The 19,217-nt window shown below is 63.4% G+C and carries 11 protein-coding genes and 1 riboswitch; of the genes, 4 read left to right on the forward strand and 7 right to left on the reverse strand.

Features of this window, described 5'->3' with window-relative positions; all coding sequences use genetic code 11:
- Positions 1-43 precede the first annotated feature (43 nt).
- Positions 44-571, reverse strand: coding sequence for a hypothetical protein (locus XpruCFBP8353_RS04170; protein WP_207759571.1), 528 nt, complete (start codon positions 569-571; stop codon positions 44-46).
- 248 nt (positions 572-819) lie between these two features.
- Between XpruCFBP8353_RS04170 and XpruCFBP8353_RS04175 the strand changes: the two genes are divergently transcribed.
- Positions 820-2,847 (forward strand): sodium-translocating pyrophosphatase, encoded by a 2,028-nt coding sequence (locus XpruCFBP8353_RS04175; RefSeq protein ID WP_101362033.1) that lies wholly within the window; start codon positions 820-822, stop codon positions 2,845-2,847.
- A 292-nt stretch (positions 2,848-3,139) separates the two neighbouring features.
- Here the strand turns inward: XpruCFBP8353_RS04175 and XpruCFBP8353_RS04180 are convergent, their stop codons facing one another.
- Positions 3,140-3,622, reverse strand: a complete 483-nt coding sequence (locus tag XpruCFBP8353_RS04180) for a hypothetical protein (protein ID WP_101362034.1) — start codon at positions 3,620-3,622, stop codon at positions 3,140-3,142.
- Positions 3,623-3,818: 196 nt separating this feature from the next.
- Here XpruCFBP8353_RS04180 and ppa point away from each other — a divergent pair, with 196 nt between their 5' ends.
- A complete protein-coding gene (gene ppa / locus XpruCFBP8353_RS04185; RefSeq protein WP_005990841.1) occupies positions 3,819-4,355 on the forward strand; it encodes an inorganic diphosphatase in 537 nt (178 codons plus the stop codon).
- Positions 4,356-4,468: 113 nt separating this feature from the next.
- A complete protein-coding gene (locus tag XpruCFBP8353_RS04190) occupies positions 4,469-5,617 on the forward strand; it encodes an HDOD domain-containing protein (protein WP_162300936.1) in 1,149 nt (382 codons plus the stop codon).
- A gap of 291 nt (positions 5,618-5,908) precedes the next feature.
- On the opposite strand, the gene XpruCFBP8353_RS04195 is transcribed toward XpruCFBP8353_RS04190, so the two are convergent.
- The 4 genes from XpruCFBP8353_RS04195 to thiC form a co-directional block, all read right to left on the reverse strand.
- Positions 5,909-8,797 (reverse strand): TonB-dependent receptor plug domain-containing protein, encoded by a 2,889-nt coding sequence (locus tag XpruCFBP8353_RS04195; RefSeq protein WP_162300937.1) that lies wholly within the window; start codon positions 8,795-8,797, stop codon positions 5,909-5,911.
- Positions 8,798-8,845: 48 nt separating this feature from the next.
- On the reverse strand, positions 8,846-9,739 hold the full coding sequence (locus XpruCFBP8353_RS04200) for a helix-turn-helix domain-containing protein (RefSeq protein WP_101362037.1): 894 nt from the start codon (positions 9,737-9,739) through the stop codon (positions 8,846-8,848).
- Positions 9,740-9,849: 110 nt separating this feature from the next.
- Positions 9,850-12,192 (reverse strand): winged helix-turn-helix domain-containing protein, encoded by a 2,343-nt coding sequence (locus XpruCFBP8353_RS04205; RefSeq protein WP_101362038.1) that lies wholly within the window; start codon positions 12,190-12,192, stop codon positions 9,850-9,852.
- A 424-nt stretch (positions 12,193-12,616) separates the two neighbouring features.
- Positions 12,617-14,494 (reverse strand): phosphomethylpyrimidine synthase ThiC, encoded by a 1,878-nt coding sequence (thiC, locus tag XpruCFBP8353_RS04210; protein WP_101362039.1) that lies wholly within the window; start codon positions 14,492-14,494, stop codon positions 12,617-12,619.
- 91 nt (positions 14,495-14,585) lie between these two features.
- A riboswitch (TPP riboswitch) is annotated at positions 14,586-14,683 on the reverse strand.
- 660 nt (positions 14,684-15,343) lie between these two features.
- Between thiC and XpruCFBP8353_RS04215 the strand changes: the two genes are divergently transcribed.
- Entirely contained in the window at positions 15,344-17,311 is a 1,968-nt protein-coding gene (locus XpruCFBP8353_RS04215; protein ID WP_101362040.1) for an alpha/beta hydrolase family protein, read from the forward strand.
- 6 nt (positions 17,312-17,317) lie between these two features.
- Here the strand turns inward: XpruCFBP8353_RS04215 and XpruCFBP8353_RS04220 are convergent, their stop codons facing one another.
- Positions 17,318-19,156, reverse strand: coding sequence for a methyl-accepting chemotaxis protein (locus XpruCFBP8353_RS04220; RefSeq protein ID WP_162300938.1), 1,839 nt, complete (start codon positions 19,154-19,156; stop codon positions 17,318-17,320).
- Positions 19,157-19,217: the final 61 nt, after the last annotated feature.

Here is a 19,217-nt window from a genome sequence, read left to right on the forward strand (position 1 = left end):
ACGCGATGTCCGCATCGGGATCCAGCCCGATGCGGACACGACCTCATTGCTGGCACGCCTTGCCTTCCAACGTCATCTGCGCAGCAAACATCGGCACCTGCGGAATCTTGCCGGCAGCGGCCTGCTGTTTAGCGTCTTCCAGATAGATGCGCGACTGGCCTTGGCCATCGAGCTGCGGCTTGGCATCCACCGGCTTGCGCCAAACGCGTACGACGGCTTGCTGTGCCGGGCAGGCTGCGCTCAGTACGCGGATCACATCGTTGAAGATCCATCCCGAGGCGACGCTCGGCGTAGCCTTTGCGAAATCGACGAAGCGTGCGCGCGGCTGGCAGGTGGGGCTGCTGCGTATCACCGACAATGTGTATGGCTGTGCAGCATTGCCGGTGAACACACCTTCCAGACGCGCACAGGCTTCCGGAATCTGACGCAAGGTGTGCACCGCACCAACCGCTTGTGCGGTGCCGGGCGCACGCTGCTTGAGCTCAGGCGGAGGATCTGCCGCAAACGCTTGGCTGGTCAGCAACAGCGTTGCAAGCATTGCGGCGTATTTTTGCGCAGCATGGTGAGACATGGAGACTCCTGGTCGACCGGATCACGTTTGCCGCAGGCTGTCATGCCGCAACTGAACGACGCGCCAAAGCCGCAGCGCTGGCAGCCATGGAAGCTGCGGCGCATACTCGGTCGCGATCCGGCCACCTGAACATTCGCGACGCGCATTACGGCCCAGGGCCGCCGAGTCCGTATTTGTCAGTCCACTCGTTGTGTGCATCGCCCTTGGTTCGTCCCGACCGGACGACATCCATTCTCTTGGGAGGGGTCATGCTGGAACACTACGGGTTGTGGCTTGCGCTGGGTTGTGCGGTTTTGGCAATCGTCTATGGAATCGTGTCGGCGCGCTGGGTGGTCGCGCAGCCGAGCGGCAATGCACGCATGCAGGAGATCGCCGCCGCGATCCAGGAAGGCGCGCGTGCCTACCTCAACCGGCAATACCTCACCATTTCGATTGCCGGCGCAGTGCTGTTCGTGTTGGTTGGGCTGTTCCTGAGTTGGTACACCGCGGTCGGGTTTGCGCTTGGCGCAGTGTTATCGGGGTTGGCCGGCTATATCGGTATGAACGTGTCGGTGCGCGCCAATGTCCGTACCGCTGAAGCGGCGCGGCATGGCATCGGCCGCGCGATGGATGTCGCGTTCCGGGGCGGCGCCATCACCGGCATGCTGGTGGTCGGCCTCGGGCTACTCGGCGTGGCCGGCTACTTTGCGGCGCTGCAAGCGATGGGGCTGCCACTGGAGCGAAACCTGCACGCATTGGTCGGCTTGGCGTTCGGGTCGTCGTTGATCTCGATCTTCGCGCGCCTGGGCGGCGGCATTTTCACCAAAGGCGCGGATGTGGGCGCCGATCTTGTCGGCAAGGTCGAAGCCGGCATTCCCGAAGACGATCCGCGCAACCCTGCAGTGATCGCCGACAACGTCGGTGACAACGTCGGTGACTGCGCAGGCATGGCCGCAGATCTGTTCGAAACCTATGCAGTCACCGTGATCGCCACGATGCTGCTCGGCAGCCTGACCCTGACCGAGACCGGGCCACATGCGGTGCTGTATCCGTTGGTGCTGGGCGGCGTGTCGATTATCGCCTCGATCGTGGGTGCGGCCTTCGTCAAGGTCAAAGCCGGCGGTTCGATCATGGGCGCGCTCTATAAAGGCGTGATCGTGTCGGGCGTGCTGGCGGCCTTGGCTTACTGGCCCATCACCCAGTCGCTGATGCGCGACAACGCCCACGGTGCAACGGCGTTGTATGCCTGCGCATTGATCGGCCTGGTGCTCACCGGCCTGATCGTGTGGATCACCGAGTACTACACCGGCACCCAATACGCGCCGGTGCAGCATGTCGCCTCTGCCAGCACGACCGGACACGGCACCAACATCATCGCCGGCCTGGGCATCTCGATGAAGTCCACGGCGCTGCCGGTGATCGCAGTGTGCGCAGCGATCTGGGGCGCGTTCCACTTCGGCGGACTGTACGGCATCGCGATCGCTGCAACGGCAATGCTGTCGATGGCCGGCATGATCGTGGCGCTGGACGCCTATGGCCCGATCACCGACAACGCCGGCGGCATCGCCGAAATGGCCGAGCTGCCACCGGAGGTGCGCGCGATCACCGACCCGCTGGATGCGGTGGGCAATACCACCAAGGCGGTGACCAAGGGCTATGCGATCGGCTCGGCGGCGCTGGCCGCGCTGGTGCTGTTTGCCGACTACACCCACAACCTGCAGGCGGCCCATCCCACTGAAGTCTTCGCCTTCGATCTGTCCGACCACACGGTGATCATCGGGCTGCTGATTGGCGGACTGATTCCCTACCTATTCGGTGCGATGGCGATGGAAGCGGTGGGCCGCGCGGCCGGTGCGGTGGTCGAAGAGGTCCGCCGTCAGTTCCGCGAGATCCCCGGAATCATGGCCGGCACGGCCAAACCGCAGTACGACCGCGCCGTCGACATGCTGACCCGCTCGGCGATCCGCGAAATGATCGTGCCTTCGTTGTTGCCGGTGGTGGTCCCCATCGTGGTCGGGCTACTGCTTGGGCCACGTGCGCTGGGTGGCTTGCTGATCGGGACAATTGTCACCGGCCTGTTCCTGGCGATTTCGATGACTACCGGTGGCGGCGCCTGGGACAACGCCAAGAAATACATCGAAGACGGTCACTTCGGCGGCAAGGGCAGCGAGGCGCACAAGGCCGCAATCACTGGCGACACGGTCGGCGACCCGTACAAGGACACCGCGGGGCCGGCGATCAACCCATTGATCAAGATCATCAATATCGTGGCCTTATTGCTCGTGCCACTGCTGTAACGGTGCAGTGGCCGCAGGTCGTAGGACCTGCGGCCATGCTGACGGGAAGCACTAGACCAACCAGGTGAGTTGCAGCAGATCGCAGCCCGTCATTGCCGTCAATGGCGACGCTACAGCCTGGGGACGACGCCAGCTAGAGCGCCACCAGGCCGCCTCGGCAGCTGCACTGCCCAGCTCAGGATCGCCATAGCGCCCGCTGCTGCAGTGGCGACGCCCATCTTTGATGCGACGGTGGCGTCCCTCGCAGAAGAGGCCCGCCAGCCCTGGCAAGGCCCCCGGCTTCGGCCATCGATCACAGGCAGCCGATCAAGCCGTCGTAGATCGGCGGCGCGCCACCCGGCAGTGGCTCGAACAGCGGATTGGTGACCGCAAGCGTGCGATACATCTCGTCCAGGCGGGTGCCGTCCTTCAATGGCGCCGTGCAGCGCCAGACACGGCTGTCCGAGCGGAGGTAGCCAGTGCGGGGGTCGACGCTGACCTCGCTGGCACCGAAGGTCCAGATGCAGCTACGCACCACTCCGGTGATGCGGTGCACGGAGCACCGGAAGCGCAGCGGTTGGTAGTCGCTGAATTCGCCAGCACAAAAGGTATCGCCGCAGATATTGTCGAAATCGCGATCCAGCCGCTGCTCCAGATCGATGAACGTCTCCCAGCCTTCGCCATTGGCAGGCCAATCCACGGCATCCACGAAGTTGGGCGCAGGCGTGGCCGCAGCGGCAATCTGGGCGGTGAGGGACAGCAGCAAAACGAGGAGCAAACGCGCGAGCCTGGACATGGCACTTCCTATGCGAGGGATGAGCCGACAGCGTGCCCCGCCAGCCGGGCCGCAACGATCGGGGAGCCGCCCGCGATGAACGTGGGCTATGCCGCACGCAGCGGTCAGGAGATTGCCCATTCAGTGTCGCTGCAGCGCAACAGCCGAACGCGTAGAATCGCGCTCCACACACTGCTGACGCCTCGGAGCTAACCGCATGGGCCTTGAACTGGTCACCTCTGGCAAGAATCTGCCGGAAGAAATCAACGTCGTCATCGAGATCCCCAAGGATTCCGAGCCGGTCAAGTACGAAGTGGACAAGGCCAGCGGCGCGATCTTCGTCGACCGCATCCTGTCGACCCCGATGCGTTACCCCTGCAACTACGGCTACGTGCCCAACACCCTGTGCGGCGATGGCGATCCGGCCGACGTGCTGGTGGTCCTGCCGCTGCCGCTGGTCCCGGGCTCGGTGGTGCGCTGCCGTCCGGTCGGCGTGCTGCGCATGAGCGACGAGGCAGGCAGCGACGAAAAGATCCTGGCCGTGCCGATCGAGAAGATTTTCTCCGGTTACGCGCATATCGAAGACATCAACCAGGTGTCCAGCCACTGGATGGAGCGCATCGGCCACTTCTTCGAACACTACAAGGACCTGGAGAAGGGCAAGTGGGTCAAGCTCGATGGTTGGGGCGGCGCGGCTGAGGCCAAGCGCATCCTGGTGGAGTCGGTGGAACGCTACAATTCCGACGCACCCTGATCTATCGATCGTGATGCTGCCCTGCATGTACGGGGCGACCGGGATCACGCTTCTGGCGTGATCCCGGTGACCGCAGTCGGCAGATTGGGTACAGTGCCGAAAGCGTTTGGCCGGTGTCTGTCATCGGTGACTTCTGGGGAAGTGTCTTGCGTATTCTGTTTGTTGGGGACGAAGCCGGTCTTCCGTCCGACCTTGTCGACTATGTTGCCGATCTCGGCGACCAGTGGCAGGCGCAACAGGTGGCCGATGGCAATTCGGCGATCGAAGCTGCCGCCCTGTCGCCATTCGACGCCGTCATCGTTGCGCCGGTATTGCCGGACCTGACTGCCGCCACCTTGCTGGGGCAGATCCGCACGCTGCGCCCGGACACCATTCGTATTGCGCTGATCGATGCGCAGGATGGCCAGCGCACGCCGCCGGCCCGCATCATCGGCGTGGCACATCGCTTCTTGCCGATGCCGCTGGCGCCGGAAGTGCTGCTCGAAGCCGTCACCAGCCTGGAAGAGCTGCGCGACCTGCTCAGCAATCCACGCCTGCGCGCGGCCATCGGACGCATCGAGAAACTTCCCTCGCCACCGCACCTGTATCTGAGCCTGATGCACGCTCTGGAAGAAGACGATGGCGCCGATGCGGCCGACATCGCCAAACTCATCTCCGGTGACCCGGCGATCGCGGCCAAGGTGCTGCAGTTGTGCAATTCGGCGTTCTTTTCCGGCGGACGCAGCATCACCGACCTGCGCACGGCGGTCACCCGCCTGGGCGTGGCGACGCTGCGCGACCTGGTGCTGGCCAGCGAAGTATTTTCGGTGCAGACGCTCACCCCGGCCGAGCGCAACGCGATGCAGCGCCGCGCCCTGCTCTCCTCGCGCCTTGCGGCCAAGGTATTGCCGCCGACCAGCGCCGAACTCGGCTCGACTGCCGCATTGCTGGCCGATATTGGCCTGTTGCTGCCTGGCGTGCGCGACGAGCGCGAACCGCCGGCCGAAGGCGGCGACGAACGCCTGGGCCACACCGAAGCCGGCGCCTACCTGCTCGGCCTGTGGGGCCTGCCGATGCCGATCATCGAAGCGGTGGCCTTCCACCGCCATCCGCAGCGTTCCAGCTTGCGTAGCTTCTGGGTCACCGGCGCAGTGCATGTGGCCACGGCACTGGCCAGCGGCGAAAGCGTGGACGAAGAGTATCTGAGCAAGGTCGGCGTCATCGCCCGCCTGCCGAGCTGGCGCGAACAAGCCGACACGTTGCTGGGGCTTGCTGAGGCGTGAGTTTCGGCACCGGTTGCCGATCGTAAAACGATAAAAGGCGCGACATGTTCGCGCCTTTTTCGTTGGCGCTGCCGATAGCGCTGAGCGGTGCAGCATCCGTTGCAGCATGCAGCTTTTGCAGGACTTCCCGGACGACGGATGCACCCCTCCGAGTGGCGATGCAAAGGTCGACTCAACGCCGGCGAACGACACAGCGCATAAGCGTTCTGTTCGGCGCATCGCGGCTCCAGGAATAAAGCACATAAAAAAAGCGGGCCTTTCGGCCCGCTTTTCGTTACGACGCTTCGATGATCAGAAGCGCTGGTTGTACTGCACGAACAGGAAGCGGTCGTAGTCGAGCATCGGATCGATCGCAGCGGTGCTGCTGTTGGTGATCGAATAGGTGATCGGCGGCTGCTTGTTCCAGATGTTGCGGGCACCAACCGTCACGCTGCCATCCCACGGAGCCTGCCAAGTGACCGAGACGTCCTGATAGGAAATCGAGCCCTTCTTGTTGGAACCGGTGCCGCCACCCCAACCCGGGTTAGGCGTCTGGTAGTTCGGGTCGTTGCACTCGATGCCTGCCGATGCGTCCCAGCAGTAATCGCGGAAGCCGCCGTAGTAACGCAGATCCCAGTTAGCCGACAGCGAACCGAGCGACCAGTCCAGACCCAAGGTGGCACGCACGCGCGGGAAGTTCCAGTAGCCCGCGGAGTTCGCCCAATCCGCATCCGACTGCGCCTGCGACTTGTAGGTCGCCAGGTAGTTGGTGTCCAGGTTGAACGCGAACTTGCCGTAGGCGGTTTCCGGCATGCGGTAACGCACGCCGAAGTTGTAGCCTTCGGTTTCCAGACGACCCAGGTTGACGTTGCCGCGGCTCAGCGTGGTGACTTGACCGGTAATCGGGTCACGGCCGTAATCGGCGCAGTAGGTGGCCAGGCTGTTGAGGTAGCAGTTGTTCAACACATCATTGGCCGACAGCGCGGTGATGATGTTGGAGATCGAAATGCGGTACCAGTCCAGCGAGAAGTCCAGGCCCTGCACCCAATGCGGGCTATACACCATGCCGACTGTACGGGTGATGCTGCGTTCTGGCTCAAGTTCGGCATTACCAACACCGGCATTGAACGGGGAGTTGCCCTGCACGTCGCGCTTGGTGACGGGGTTGTTCGCGGTGTCGGTCTGACGGAAGTTGCTCGCCAGACCCTCGGCGGAACAACGCGCTGCTACACCGGCATTGCCCAGAGAACCGAAGGTGGCATCGCACGGATCAGTGAAGGCATCGAAGCTCTGCGAGCCACCACCGAAGGTGTCATCCAAGGTGGGCGCACGGAAACCCGTGCCGTAGGTGCCACGCACCAGCAAGTCGTCGATCGGCTTCCAGGTGAAGCTGAACTTGCTATTGGTGGTGTCGCCGAAGCGGCTGTAGTTGCTGTAGCGCGCAGCGACGTCGAACGAGAGTTCCTTGGCGCCCGGCAGGTCCTTCAGCACCGGAATCAGCAACTCCAGGTAGGCTTCATTGGTCTGGTAACGACCTTCGGTAGGCTGCGCGGCCAGGTCAGTGGTGTAACCAGCGCTGGACAGCTGATCCGGGTAGTCGTAACCGCTGATCTCGCGATGTTCGACACCTGCTGCAAAGCCCAGCTCACCGGCCGGCAGGTCGAACAGTCCACCGGTGACGTTGGCGGTCCACTGCTTGCTCAGGCTCTGCTGCGTGGCCTGACCCAGCGAGTTGATGTACTGCAGCGCGTTCGGCGTAGACGCCGACGGGCCACCCAGGATGTTGAACGGTGTGCACTGGCCCAACGCATTGCTGGTGCCCAGCGGCAGCGGGCTGGCTGCGGTACCGCACTGCACCTGACCCTGTGCATTGAGGAACGACGGACCCAGTGCCTTCTGCAGCGCCAGCAAGTTGATGTTGCCGCGCGAAACCTGCGTTACATCGTACTTGTTGTAGTTGAAGCCCACGTCCCAGTTCCAGCCGTGGCTGCCGACGTCGAACACGCCTTCCAGAGCCGCATCGAAGTGGGTGGACTTGACGTTGCTTTCGGTGGTGCGCGGCAGTTCAACCGTCCGGCGGAACCAACTGGTGATGTCCTGGCCGACCGGGTTGTAGTAGCTGCTGCCACTGATCGCAACCGGAAACTGCGGCTGCGAACGCGCGTTGAGCGGGTAACCGGCAATCTGGCGATTGGAGTCGCGCTCGGAATACATCGCCGTCGACTTGAAGGTGATGCTATCGGTGATGTTGTAGCTGCCGGTCGTGAAGATCGACTTATTCTTGCTCGACTGCTGCAACATCATCTGATCGATAGAGTTGTAGTAGTCGTCGGTGGTGATGTCGTTGTGGTAGTTGGCCAGATTGCGCGAATCTGCACCCACGCCCTTACCGTCGAACGAACCGGTGTGGTTGAGGACGTAGGTTTCGCCGCCGGAGGTGAAACGACCCCACGGGCCGGTTGCGCTCAAGCCGTCTTCAATGTGGTTCGGACCGGACGAGTAACGCGTCAACGGGCGAGCCTTGGCCCACACCGGGTCTTCGCTGGTGTAATTGACACCGAACACCAGCGACGCGCGGTCGGTGGTGGTGCCGGCGGTGAAGGAGTACTGCTCCTTGGAGCCGTCGCCACGACCGTTCTGGCCGAAGTACGCCGAAGCTTCTGCACCGTCATAGTTCTTACGCAGGATGATGTTGACCACACCGGCCACGGCGTCGGAGCCGTAGATTGCCGAGGCGCCGTCTTTCAACACTTCGATGCGCTCGATCAGCGAGCTTGGAATGGTGGACATATCGCTCAGGCCAGCCAGGCTGCTGGTCCAACGCTTGCCGTTCACCAGCACCAGAGTACGGTTCTCGCCCAGGTTGTACAGGTTGACGTACTGGCCGCCCTGTTCGGGATTCGAGGTCAGCACGGCAGCCTTGCTATAGGTCTGGGTGCCGGCAATCGACAGATTCTGGAGAATGTCACCAACGCTGACCAAGCCCGACTTCTGAATGTCCTGCTGGGTCACGGTGAAGACCGGCTGTGCAGTTTCAACGTCGACCGAACGGATGCGCGAGCCGGTGATTTCAATGCGATCCAGCGTCGTGGTCGACGGGGCGGACTGCTCTTGTGCATTGGCGGCGAAAGCCGGCGTCAACGCGATCGCAATACCGGCGGGCAACAGGCCCAGCCGCACTGCGGAGGTGCGAAGGTTCATCAATCTCTCCAGGGTTCGTTAGTGGCGCGTTAAGCGCCCCTGTGCAAATTACGATTGCGTGAACGCCGTCGCTTTGCGCGTCACGTTCCGTGGCTTTGCCGAATCTGGCGGATTTGCTGTTTGGTCGCGGTAGTGCGATGCGGAGACACCGAAGCGCGCACGAAACGCACGCGCGAAGCTGCAGCAATTGTCGAAGCCGCTTGCGGCTGCTACCTCGCCGATCATCATCGAGGTATCGCGCAACAAGTCCGATGCACGTTCCAGACGCAAGCGTGCGGATAGCGCCTGCGGACTTTCTTCATACAAGCTCTGAAACGTCTTGGAAACGTACCAACTCGAAAAGTTGGTCAGCTGTGCGAGTTCGCTGATGCGCACCACACGATCGCTGTTGCCTTCCAGGTACAGCCGCGCACGTTGCATGCGGCCGAACACCTGACGCCGACGGCTGCGCGAGCGGCCCGGGCAACGCTGCTCTTGTTCGGTGAAGTCGCGCTGCATCGCCGCCAGATGCAGCAGCAGCGGGCGGGCGGATGCACTGCCGCTCTGTGCTGCAGCGTTACGCCATAGCCGCAGTGCAATGCGCAGATCGCTGCACGACAACTGAGCGCGGCCCGGATACAGCGTGGCATCGGTCAGCTCGGCGAGTGATTGCAGGCTATCGTGGTCCAGGCTGACGCCTACACACAGCGCGCTGCGGTCTGCCTGCACGGTGGGATGGGAGTCTTTATCGAAGGCAATCCAGTCGCCAGCACGCAAACGAAACCGCCCCTCCTTGGACTCCACCCACGCGCGCCCACGCAGCTGCACCCACAACGTAAACGTTGCTGCGTTGGTGCGGATGCTGCCGAGCCGAGAGACCGCCAGACAGGTGGTCGATGTCGACTCGCTGGCACTCTCCAGCGCGAGCGCAAGTCCGCGATCTGCAGTGATGACCTGTTGCATGTTGGCAGCCCCCTGTACAAAAGAGGGCGTAGTGTTTTGCCGACTCTGGCGTCAGTCAGGAAGTTCTGACGAAACTGTGCCGAAATTGCCACGAAGCCTTTCCGAAGAATTTACGAGGCGATTTTTCTCAATACCGACAACAGGTTAGCCAAGACACCGATGGACGCAACGGGACGCTGCGGCAGCGGCATGTAGGCAATCGAACTGCCATCTTCTTCTGCCAGCGCCACATAGAGCGCACCATCGTGCTGGTCCACGCTGAAACCGTTGATCGTAGTGAACTTGACCGCATCCAGACACTGACGGCGGCCGCTGCGTAGCTCGCCGTCATAGGTGGCGCAGGTATCGGTCGAAGACAGGTAATGCAGCTGACCCTGCGCCCCCGGCGCCCAACTGCGATAGCGCCAGCGCGATGGCTGCTTCGGATCGATGGCTTGCAAGGTATCGGGGGCAAGCGACGGAGCGATCTGCCAGACACCTCCACCGCTGAGACGGGTCAGCAACACCTGTCCGCTGACGCGGTCTAGTCGTAACTGCGAAACGTCCTGCAGTGTTGCCAGCGCACGCCACGGGCTGCTGCGCCGGTCGTACAGCGTTGCGAAGGTATGCCCGTCGTCGTCGGCAGCAAGTACCAGCAGCTGGTCGGGATCAGGAAGGTGGATCGCCTGCAACGGGCGCGGCTGCGGCACCGGCAGTCGCACGACCTTGCCGGTACCGGGGATCACTTCGAATAGCGCCGCACGCCCGGCTGCATCGCTGCCACTGACCAGCACGCGTCGCGAATCGGCCGACCAGTCGGCGGCCTGACGTGAATCCGGGCGCAGCCCTTCGATCAGGCGCACCGAGCTGGGCTTGCTGACATCGCCCCACCATAGCCCGTACGTACCGGAGCGGTTGGAGGCAAAGATCAACTGACGCCCGTCCGGCGCGATCACGGGCTGATCGTCGCGCCCGCTGGAAGGAAACAGGCGGCGTCGAATGTAGCCGCCATTCATTGTGTCGCGAATGACTTGATACAAGCCGAATTGCGGTTTGCGTTGCACGAACACCAGATGGCCATGCGCCACATCCGGTGCCTGCGCATCATCCACGCCCAGGTCGTGCAAGCTGCGGTCGGGCAGATCGAGCCGATACAGGCGCGCCTCGCTGTCCACGCGACGCCCGAAGATCAAACCGCTGCCGTCGGGCAGCCAGCTCAAGCCACGGATATCGGCGTTGTCGTGGGTGAGCCGTTCGGCAGCGCCGCCTTCGGCCGGAATCCGCCACAGATCGCCAAGCTGCGGATTACGTAGGAAGACGATCCAATGCCCATCAGGCGAAGAGTGCGGCGCGTAATCGAAATCACCGGCTTGCGCGGAATAATTCAGCGTCTGCCACTGCCCGGTTTCCAGATCCAGACGCCGGATGCGTGCTGCGCCGTACGTGCCGGTCATGCTGCCGAACACCAGCGCGCGCCCATCCGGCGACCAACTGAAACTCAGCATGTCCGCACCGTCGCACCGCACCACTTCGCGCGCCGCCGCAGGCCCGGTGGCGGCGGCGATCATGACCCGGCAGCTCCCATCTTGGGACTGCCTGGAAAACGCGATCTCGCGGCCATCCGGCGACCACGCCGGCAAACGATCGGAGACGCCCGGCGCTGGCGTCTCCAGCACCCGCGGATAGGCATTGTCGGTGGTTTTGATCAGGATTGAGGTACCGGCGCGATCGCTGGTCAATGCGGCGTACGCCACCATCGCGCCATCCGGCGACAGGCTCGGCGTGAGATCGAATCCACCGCCTGCAGTGATCACCTGATACGGCCGTTTAGGGCTGCCCAACACGGCAGACGCTTGCGCAGCCTCAGGTGCTGGACCCCGCAGCCACATGGTTTGTACCGCAAGACCCAGCACGACCAGCAACGCCACGCTGGCAACTGCCAGCGCCATCCAGCGCCGCCGCCGTGACACGGCCGGCCTCGCAGCGACCGGGACGACAGGCTGCGCGGATGCGGAGTGGATGTGTTGCGCAGCAGCGCCGGACTGGCCGGATACGGATACAGCCCCATCGTCCGCTTGCGCCGGCTCGGGCGAGTGCACACCAGGTGCCTCACGCGGCAGCGTTGTCGATCCCGTCGTTGCATGCGCTTCCCACGCAACCGCCGCCATCAGGCGATACCCGGTCTTGGCGATGGTCTCGATATGCTCCGAACGCTGCCCGCCATGACTGGCAAACGCCTTGCGCAGCTGCGTGACCGCCTGGGTCACCACATCGTTGGTCGGCAAGGTATCGGGCCAGACCTCGGCAAGTAGTTGCTCGCGCGTGACCACCTGGCCCGGCTGTCGCGCCAGGGTCAGCAACACCGCCAGGGATTTGGGTGCCAGACGCAGCGGTCGCTTTGCGCCCGGCGCGTGCACCTCGCGCGAGGCAACGTCGACCACGCACTGACCGACACGCAGCCGGTCCGATGGCATTGCAGTTACGGGAGGAACACTCATCGGCAAAGAACACGCATTGGCATGCAAAGGACCGCAAAGAGCGCATCGCACAACGCGCGAAACGCCAAATTCAGCAAAGGACCACGACTGACTGTGTCATGCATCCAATTGGTGCAAATTTTACGCTATGCCTCGTTGCTTCCTATGACAGGCGGCAGCGTCAGGCTCTCTCTCTCTCGCCGACGAATTCAAATAATTACGACGTCTCCTTCGCGCCTTCTGGCGCGATTTTTTTATCTGCGATTCAGCTAAATCCGCTGAAACCCTTATCCGCTGTAATCGCTTGCAATCCAATCGCACCGCGGCACTTGCGCACCGCGATGCGACCTGCTTCACACCAAACTGAATTTTCCCTAAGCGGACGCTGCGTGGCGTTCATGAAACGTCTGGATGTAACGCATCACGTGGGGCGGTACACCTGCGCGCCCTCTGCAAGAAACTGAGCCGATTTCTCTTGCATCCCTGTCGATAACGCTTGCTCGTCGCCCATGCCGTGCTCGGCTGCGTAATCGCGTACGTCCTGGGTGATCTTCATCGAACAGAAGTGCGGCCCGCACATCGAGCAGAAGTGCGCCAGTTTGTGGGCGTCCTTGGGCAGCGTCTCATCGTGGAACTCCTTGGCCTTTTCCGGATCCAGGCCGAGATGGAACTGGTCGTCCCAACGGAACTCGAAACGCGCCTTGCTCAGGGCGTTGTCACGCACCTGTGCGCCCGGATGCCCCTTGGCGAGGTCGGCCGCATGCGCAGCGATCTTGTAGGCCATGATGCCGTCGCGCACGTCCTGCCGATTGGGCAGTCCCAGGTGCTCTTTCGGAGTGACGTAGCAGAGCATTGCCGTGCCGAACCAGCCGATCATCGCCGCGCCGATCGCGCTGGTGATGTGGTCGTAGCCCGGCGCAATGTCTGTGGTCAGCGGCCCCAGGGTGTAGAACGGCGCCTCGCCGCACTCGCGCAGCTGCTTGTCCATGTTCTCCTTGATCAATTGCATCGGCACATGGCCGGGACCTTCGATCATGGTTTGCACATCGTGCTTCCAGGCCAGTTTGGTCAGTTCGCCCAGCGTCTCCAGTTCGCCGAATTGCGCGGCGTCGTTGGCATCGGCAATGCAGCCGGGGCGTAACCCATCGCCCAACGAGAACGCCACGTCGTAGGCCTTCATGATCTGGCAGATGTCTTCGAAGTGGGTGTAGAGAAAATTCTCCTTGTGATGCGCCAGGCACCACTTGGCCATGATCGAACCGCCGCGCGACACGATGCCGGTGACGCGCCTTGCGGTCAGCGGCACGTAGCGCAGCAACACACCGGCGTGGATGGTGAAGTAATCCACGCCTTGCTCGGCCTGTTCGATCAAGGTGTCGCGGAAGATTTCCCAGGTGAGCTCTTCGGCGCGCCCATCGACCTTTTCCAACGCCTGATAGATCGGCACCGTACCGATCGGCACCGGCGAGTTGCGGATGATCCACTCGCGCGTTTCATGGATGTGCTTGCCGGTGGACAGATCCATCACCGTGTCGCCGCCCCAGCGGATCGACCACACCAGCTTCTCGACTTCTTCGGCAATGCCCGAGGACACGGCGCTGTTGCCAATGTTGGCGTTGATCTTGGTCAGGAAATTGCGGCCGATGATCATCGGCTCGCTTTCGGGGTGATTGATGTTGTTGGGCAGGATCGCGCGGCCTCGTGCGATCTCCTCGCGCACGAATTCCGGCGTGATGCGCTGCTGGATCGAGGCGCCGAATGCCTCGCCCGGATGCTGCTTGCGCAAGCTCGCATCGGTCACCGCCTCCAGGCGCTGATTTTCCCGGATCGCCACGTACTCCATTTCCGGAGTGATGATGCCGCGGCGCGCGTAGTGCATCTGGGTGACGTTGGCGCCCTCGCGCGCGATCCGCGGCAAGCTCCGTGCCGGAAAACGCACGGCATCCAGGCGCGCATCGTGCTCGCGGCCGCGCCCGAAGCTGGAACTCAATCCGTCGAGCGCCACAGTGTCGCCACGCTCGGCAATCCACTGCGCGCGCAGCGGCGCCAGGCCGGCGGCCAGATCGATGGCCGCCTGTGGATCGGTATACGGCCCGGAGGTGTCGTAGACACTCAGTGGCGGATTCTCTTCGCCACCGAACAAGGTGGGAGTGCGCGTTAACGCGATCTCGCGCATCGGCACTTGCAAATCCGCGCGCGAGCCTTGCACGAAGATCTTGCGTGAGCCGGGAATCGGCTGGATGACAGCCTCGGACAGCGACTGGGCTTGTTGCAGCAAAACGGTGGGCGCGGCATTCATGGCGTTCGTCCTAATGGCTGGCGCTGCGAGGAAGTCGCAGTGCGGACGAAGCGGCGGCGCTCGATACGGATCGCCCGTGCACGCACGAACCATCGCATCTGACGAAGCTTCCCTACGCCGGTATCAGCCGGATCAGGTTCGAAGGGACTATCTCAACCGCAGCACGCTGCGGTACCCCCACTTCGGCGGCGATTAAACCACATCGCACGTTGCACGGCGAAAACAATGTCGCGGGCTCCTGGCGACGCGTACGGCACTGAATACGTGGGTGAGCCATACCGCCTTAACGCAGCGGCCGCACATGCCTGGTGTTGACGGCCGCAGGGGGGCGCTTTCGACAGCGACATATGTCCGCGCAGGCCATCTCACGTCTTGGCAGCACACGCCCAGCGTCGCCCAGACAACTGCATCGCGCGCCCTTGCGTGCAGCGCAATAAGGCACCGATGGATGCGTGGGCTTGAACAACGTGTTCGACCGCGACCGGTCGGTCGCGCTCAGCGCCTCGGCAACTCCTTCGATTCGGCCTATGCCATCCCTGGCGCTATCGCTACCTGCAGTACACCCAGCGCTGTTGAACATGCTCTTTGGAGCAGCTGTTGTCACACCGCCCTCCTTCGGGAGGTCGTTGCCTCTGTGACAGCGCTAACACGCAATCGATCGTTTGGCACACGGCAAGGCGATGGCGGCATGCCCGGACATTTCCACGGCACAGCGCACCGCTAGCCTGCAGTCACTACAACAAGAAACTGCTCTCTCTCCCTGCCGCCGATCTTCGGCGGCTTTTTTTCTTGCCAGCGGCACGCCTGCTTAGCTATCGTTCATCGAACCAGGGGGAAGGACGATCGACGATGCAGCGGATGCAATGGCTGGCGTGTGTGGCGGGGCTGTGCGTGGTGCAGTGGGCGGGAATCGCAGTGGCTGGGGCGGCTCCTCCAATCGAAGCCTTCGTCGAGTCCGGACCGATCTCCTCGCCCTCGATGTCTCCGGACGGAAAACACCTCGCGGTCAGCGCCGATCTCGGCGAGGGCAGTCACGCGCTGGTGGTGTACCGCATCGCCGACATGCAATACACCACGATTCTGCGTTTGCCGCGTTACGAACTTCCCGTGCAGATCGCCTGGGTCAGCGACAGGCGCCTGGTCATCGGAAAGGGCCGCAAACTCGGGTCGCTGGAAGAACCGATGCCAATGGGCGAAGTGATCGCCACCGATCTGGATGGCAGCAATCAGCGCTACGTCTACGGTTATCAACAGAGCACGCGCAATGCGGGCCTGGAGCGCGGATTCGGGTACATCCAGGGAATTCCGAGCACGCGTAATGGGCATTTCTACATGCGGCGGTTGTCGCTGGATTCGCGGCATTCGATGCTCTACGACGTCGATACGACCAACAGTACCCACCGGCTCATGGCCGATATCGATGTGCCGGATCTACGCTTCGTCCTGGACCAGGACGGCGTCGCGCAATACGCCTACGGCACCGACGATCACGATCAATCGCTGCTGTTTCGCCGCAAGGGCAATGGATGGTCGCCCATGACCGAGGTGCAGTCGAATTGGCGGCCGATTGGTTTTGCGCGGCAGGCCGGGCGTGTCTACGGGTGGTATAGCGAGTCTGATGGCCCCGATGCGTTGGTCGCCACCGACCCGGACGGCCAACAGCGCAAGGTCCTCGCGTCGGACCCGTTCTACAGCGTGGACGATCTGCAATGGGGTGTGACGCCGAAGACACCGTTCGCGGCCCGGCTGGGGCCGGGGCGCCCGGCCTTACGCTACTTCGACGCCGAGAGCCCGGAAGCGAAACTCCATCAGGAATTGAGCACGTTGCTGAGCGGCCAGTATGTCGACTTCGTCAATTTCACCGACGACGGCAACGGGCTGTTGTTGAAGGCCTACAGCGATCGCGACCCAGGCGCCTGGTACGTGTACGACCGCCGGGCCAATACGTTGAAGCGCGTCATCAAGGCACGCGAGGCACTTCGCGCGGAGCAGATGAGCGAACGCCGCATGGTGACGTTCCAGGCACGCGATGGGTTGACCCTGGACGCCGTCCTGACCGTGCCGCAAGGCGCGCCTGACAATGCGCCACTGCCGATGATCCTGCTTCCGCACGGCGGGCCGCATTCCGAAGGCGATGGCTGGTCCTTCGATACCGATGCGCAATTCCTGGCCAGCCGCGGCTATCTGGTGCTGCAGGTCAATTACCGCGGTGGACGCGGACGCGGCAATCGCTTCGAGCGTGCCGGGTATCGCCAATGGGGCGAACGCATCCAGGACGATCTTGTCGACGGCGTGCGCTGGGCCATCGACAAAGGCCTGGCGGACAAACACCGCATCTGCAGCTACGGCGCCAGCTTCGGCGCGTATGCCGCAATGATGGTGCAGGTCAAGGCACCGGAGTTGTTTCGCTGTTCGGTGGGAGTGGCCGGTATTTACGACCTGCAGATGATGTACACCAAGGGCGACATCAATCAGAGCGATTACGGCGTGAATTATCTCGAACGCGTCATTGGTCGCGACACTGCCGACCTCGCTGCACATTCTCCAGTCTCGCTGGCCGACCGCATCAAGGCACCTGTGCTGCTGGTCCACGGCGAAGAAGACGAGCGCGCGCCGTTTGCCCAGGCCAAGAGCCTGCGCGCGGCCCTCATCCGTCGCGGCAATGTACCGGAGTGGATGTCCGTGCCCAAGGAAGGCCACGGGTTTTACAAGGAGGCCAACCAGATCGCGTTCTACCGCACGCTGGAGCAGTTCCTTGCCCGCCAGCTCGATCCAGGCGCCACGCCTGCAACCGCAGCAGGCGCTGCAACGCCGTAGGCCGCGTCACTCCAGCGTATAGCCCACCCGCAAGCCGCCCCAGTGCTTGCGGTCGACGAAGATCGGCGTGGAGAGGTCGAACATGATCTGGCCGGTATCGCGGCGGTAGACCTGCAAGCGGTATGGGTCGGTGTGCGCGCCCACGCTGCGGCCAACACGATCGGTGAACTTGCGCTTGGTGCGGTTGCCGACCAGATCGCGCTTGGCATCGCCGGTCAGTGGTTGGGTGAAGCGCAGATTGTGGGTGGGCACATAGCCATCGGGATTGGCGCAGATGGCGAAAACGATCCACGGGTGCGCGTCCAGCAGCGGCTCTTGCAACGCGGGCAGTAACTCGTCGCAGAGCGCATCGAAGTCGGTGCTGAACTTGGGTGGCTCCACGCCGGCGATCGGCGTATAGGTCCGCGCGAACAACCCCGCTTCGTCGATCTGCCCGCGCGCAATGGCTTGTGCCAAGGCGGTGCCGATCTTGCCGGCGGTGGCAACAGCCAGCTTCTTGACCCGCGCGTGCCTGGGCACTTGCAGCGGGTCCGGCGGCAAGCGGAACAAGCCCACGCAATCGCGCAGGGTTTCGGTGCCGCGCTCCAGTGCTTCGCTGCGTTCGGCCACGTGTGCGGCGTGCTGCAGATTGCTGCGGCCCAACGCCACCACGCCATCCACCGCACGCTCGATCCCGCGAATCTCGCCATCCTGCGCCTGGATGCGCCCGGCCACTGTGGTCATCGCGTTGCTGGCCTGCCCGAGCACGCGGGTGATGCCATCAAGCACCGCCTCGGTACCACGTGCAGACGCCGCGCCCTCGCCCACTGCGGCGCTGGTTTCGGCCAGGATCGCGCGGACGTCGCGTGCCGCGGCAGCGGCGCGTTCGGCCAGACGCCGGATCTCGGTGGCGACCACTGCAAAGCCACGCCCGGCATCACCGGCATGCGCCGCTTCGATGCTGGCGTTGATCGACAGGATGTTGGTCTGGAACGCCACCGAATCGATGACCTCGATGACTTCACCCGCGCGTGCCGCGCGGCGTTCCACTTCGTGCATGGCCTGCCCTAGCGCATGCGCCGCAGCGACGCCTTCCCGTGCGCTGTCATCGGCGCTGGCGGCCAACGCGATGACCTGCGCCAACTCGGCGTTGACGTCCTGCAGGCTCGACGACAGCCGTTCCACCGCGGTGCGTGCACCGTCCAGTGCTTCGGTCTGCGCTTGCGACTGACGCACCATCTCGTCGTTTTCGGCCACCAGCGGCGGCACTTCGGCAGCGATCTGCACCGACAAGGCCACTGCCTGGCGGATGGCCTCGGCCAGATTGCCGAAACCCGCCTGCAGCCGGCGGCCCATCTCGGTTTCCGCCAGCCCTGGCGGCAATGCGAGTTCGAGTTCGCAGCCGGCCAACGCCTGCGCGGTGCGTTCGAGCACCGTACGGTCTTCGTGTTCGGCCTGCAGGCGCGCGACCAGTGGCTGCAGCAGAGGCGAGATCGGTACCGGCCGGCTGCCGTCGGCCAGACGCGTGGCCTCGCGCAGCAGGACCGCGGTTTCCACATGGGGCAGCGACAGCATCCAGCCGCCGTGCTCGCGGTCGCGCACATAACGCACGCGCCGCGCCGGGTCCTCGCCCGGGGCAGCCCAGACGCCGTCTTCGCCAACCAGATCGGCCGCGCTCAACCCCCACACCACCGAGGCCGGTGCCCCCTGCAACTCGGCGGCAGTTTTGCCCAGCACATCCAGACCGGCGCGGTTGCAGGCAATCAGACAGGCCTCGGCAGACAGCCGCAGCAAGGCAACCGGCGCATCAGGGAGCACGGCCGTCTGGGTCTGCGACGGCGGGACGGGCTGTTGCATCGAATTCATGAGGGCTCCTGCTCCATCATCTGATTAGCGGCGGGCTGGGCTGGGAGTTGAACAGCACCCG

This window comes from Xanthomonas prunicola, assembly GCF_002846205.1.
Taxonomy (GTDB): domain Bacteria; phylum Pseudomonadota; class Gammaproteobacteria; order Xanthomonadales; family Xanthomonadaceae; genus Xanthomonas; species Xanthomonas prunicola.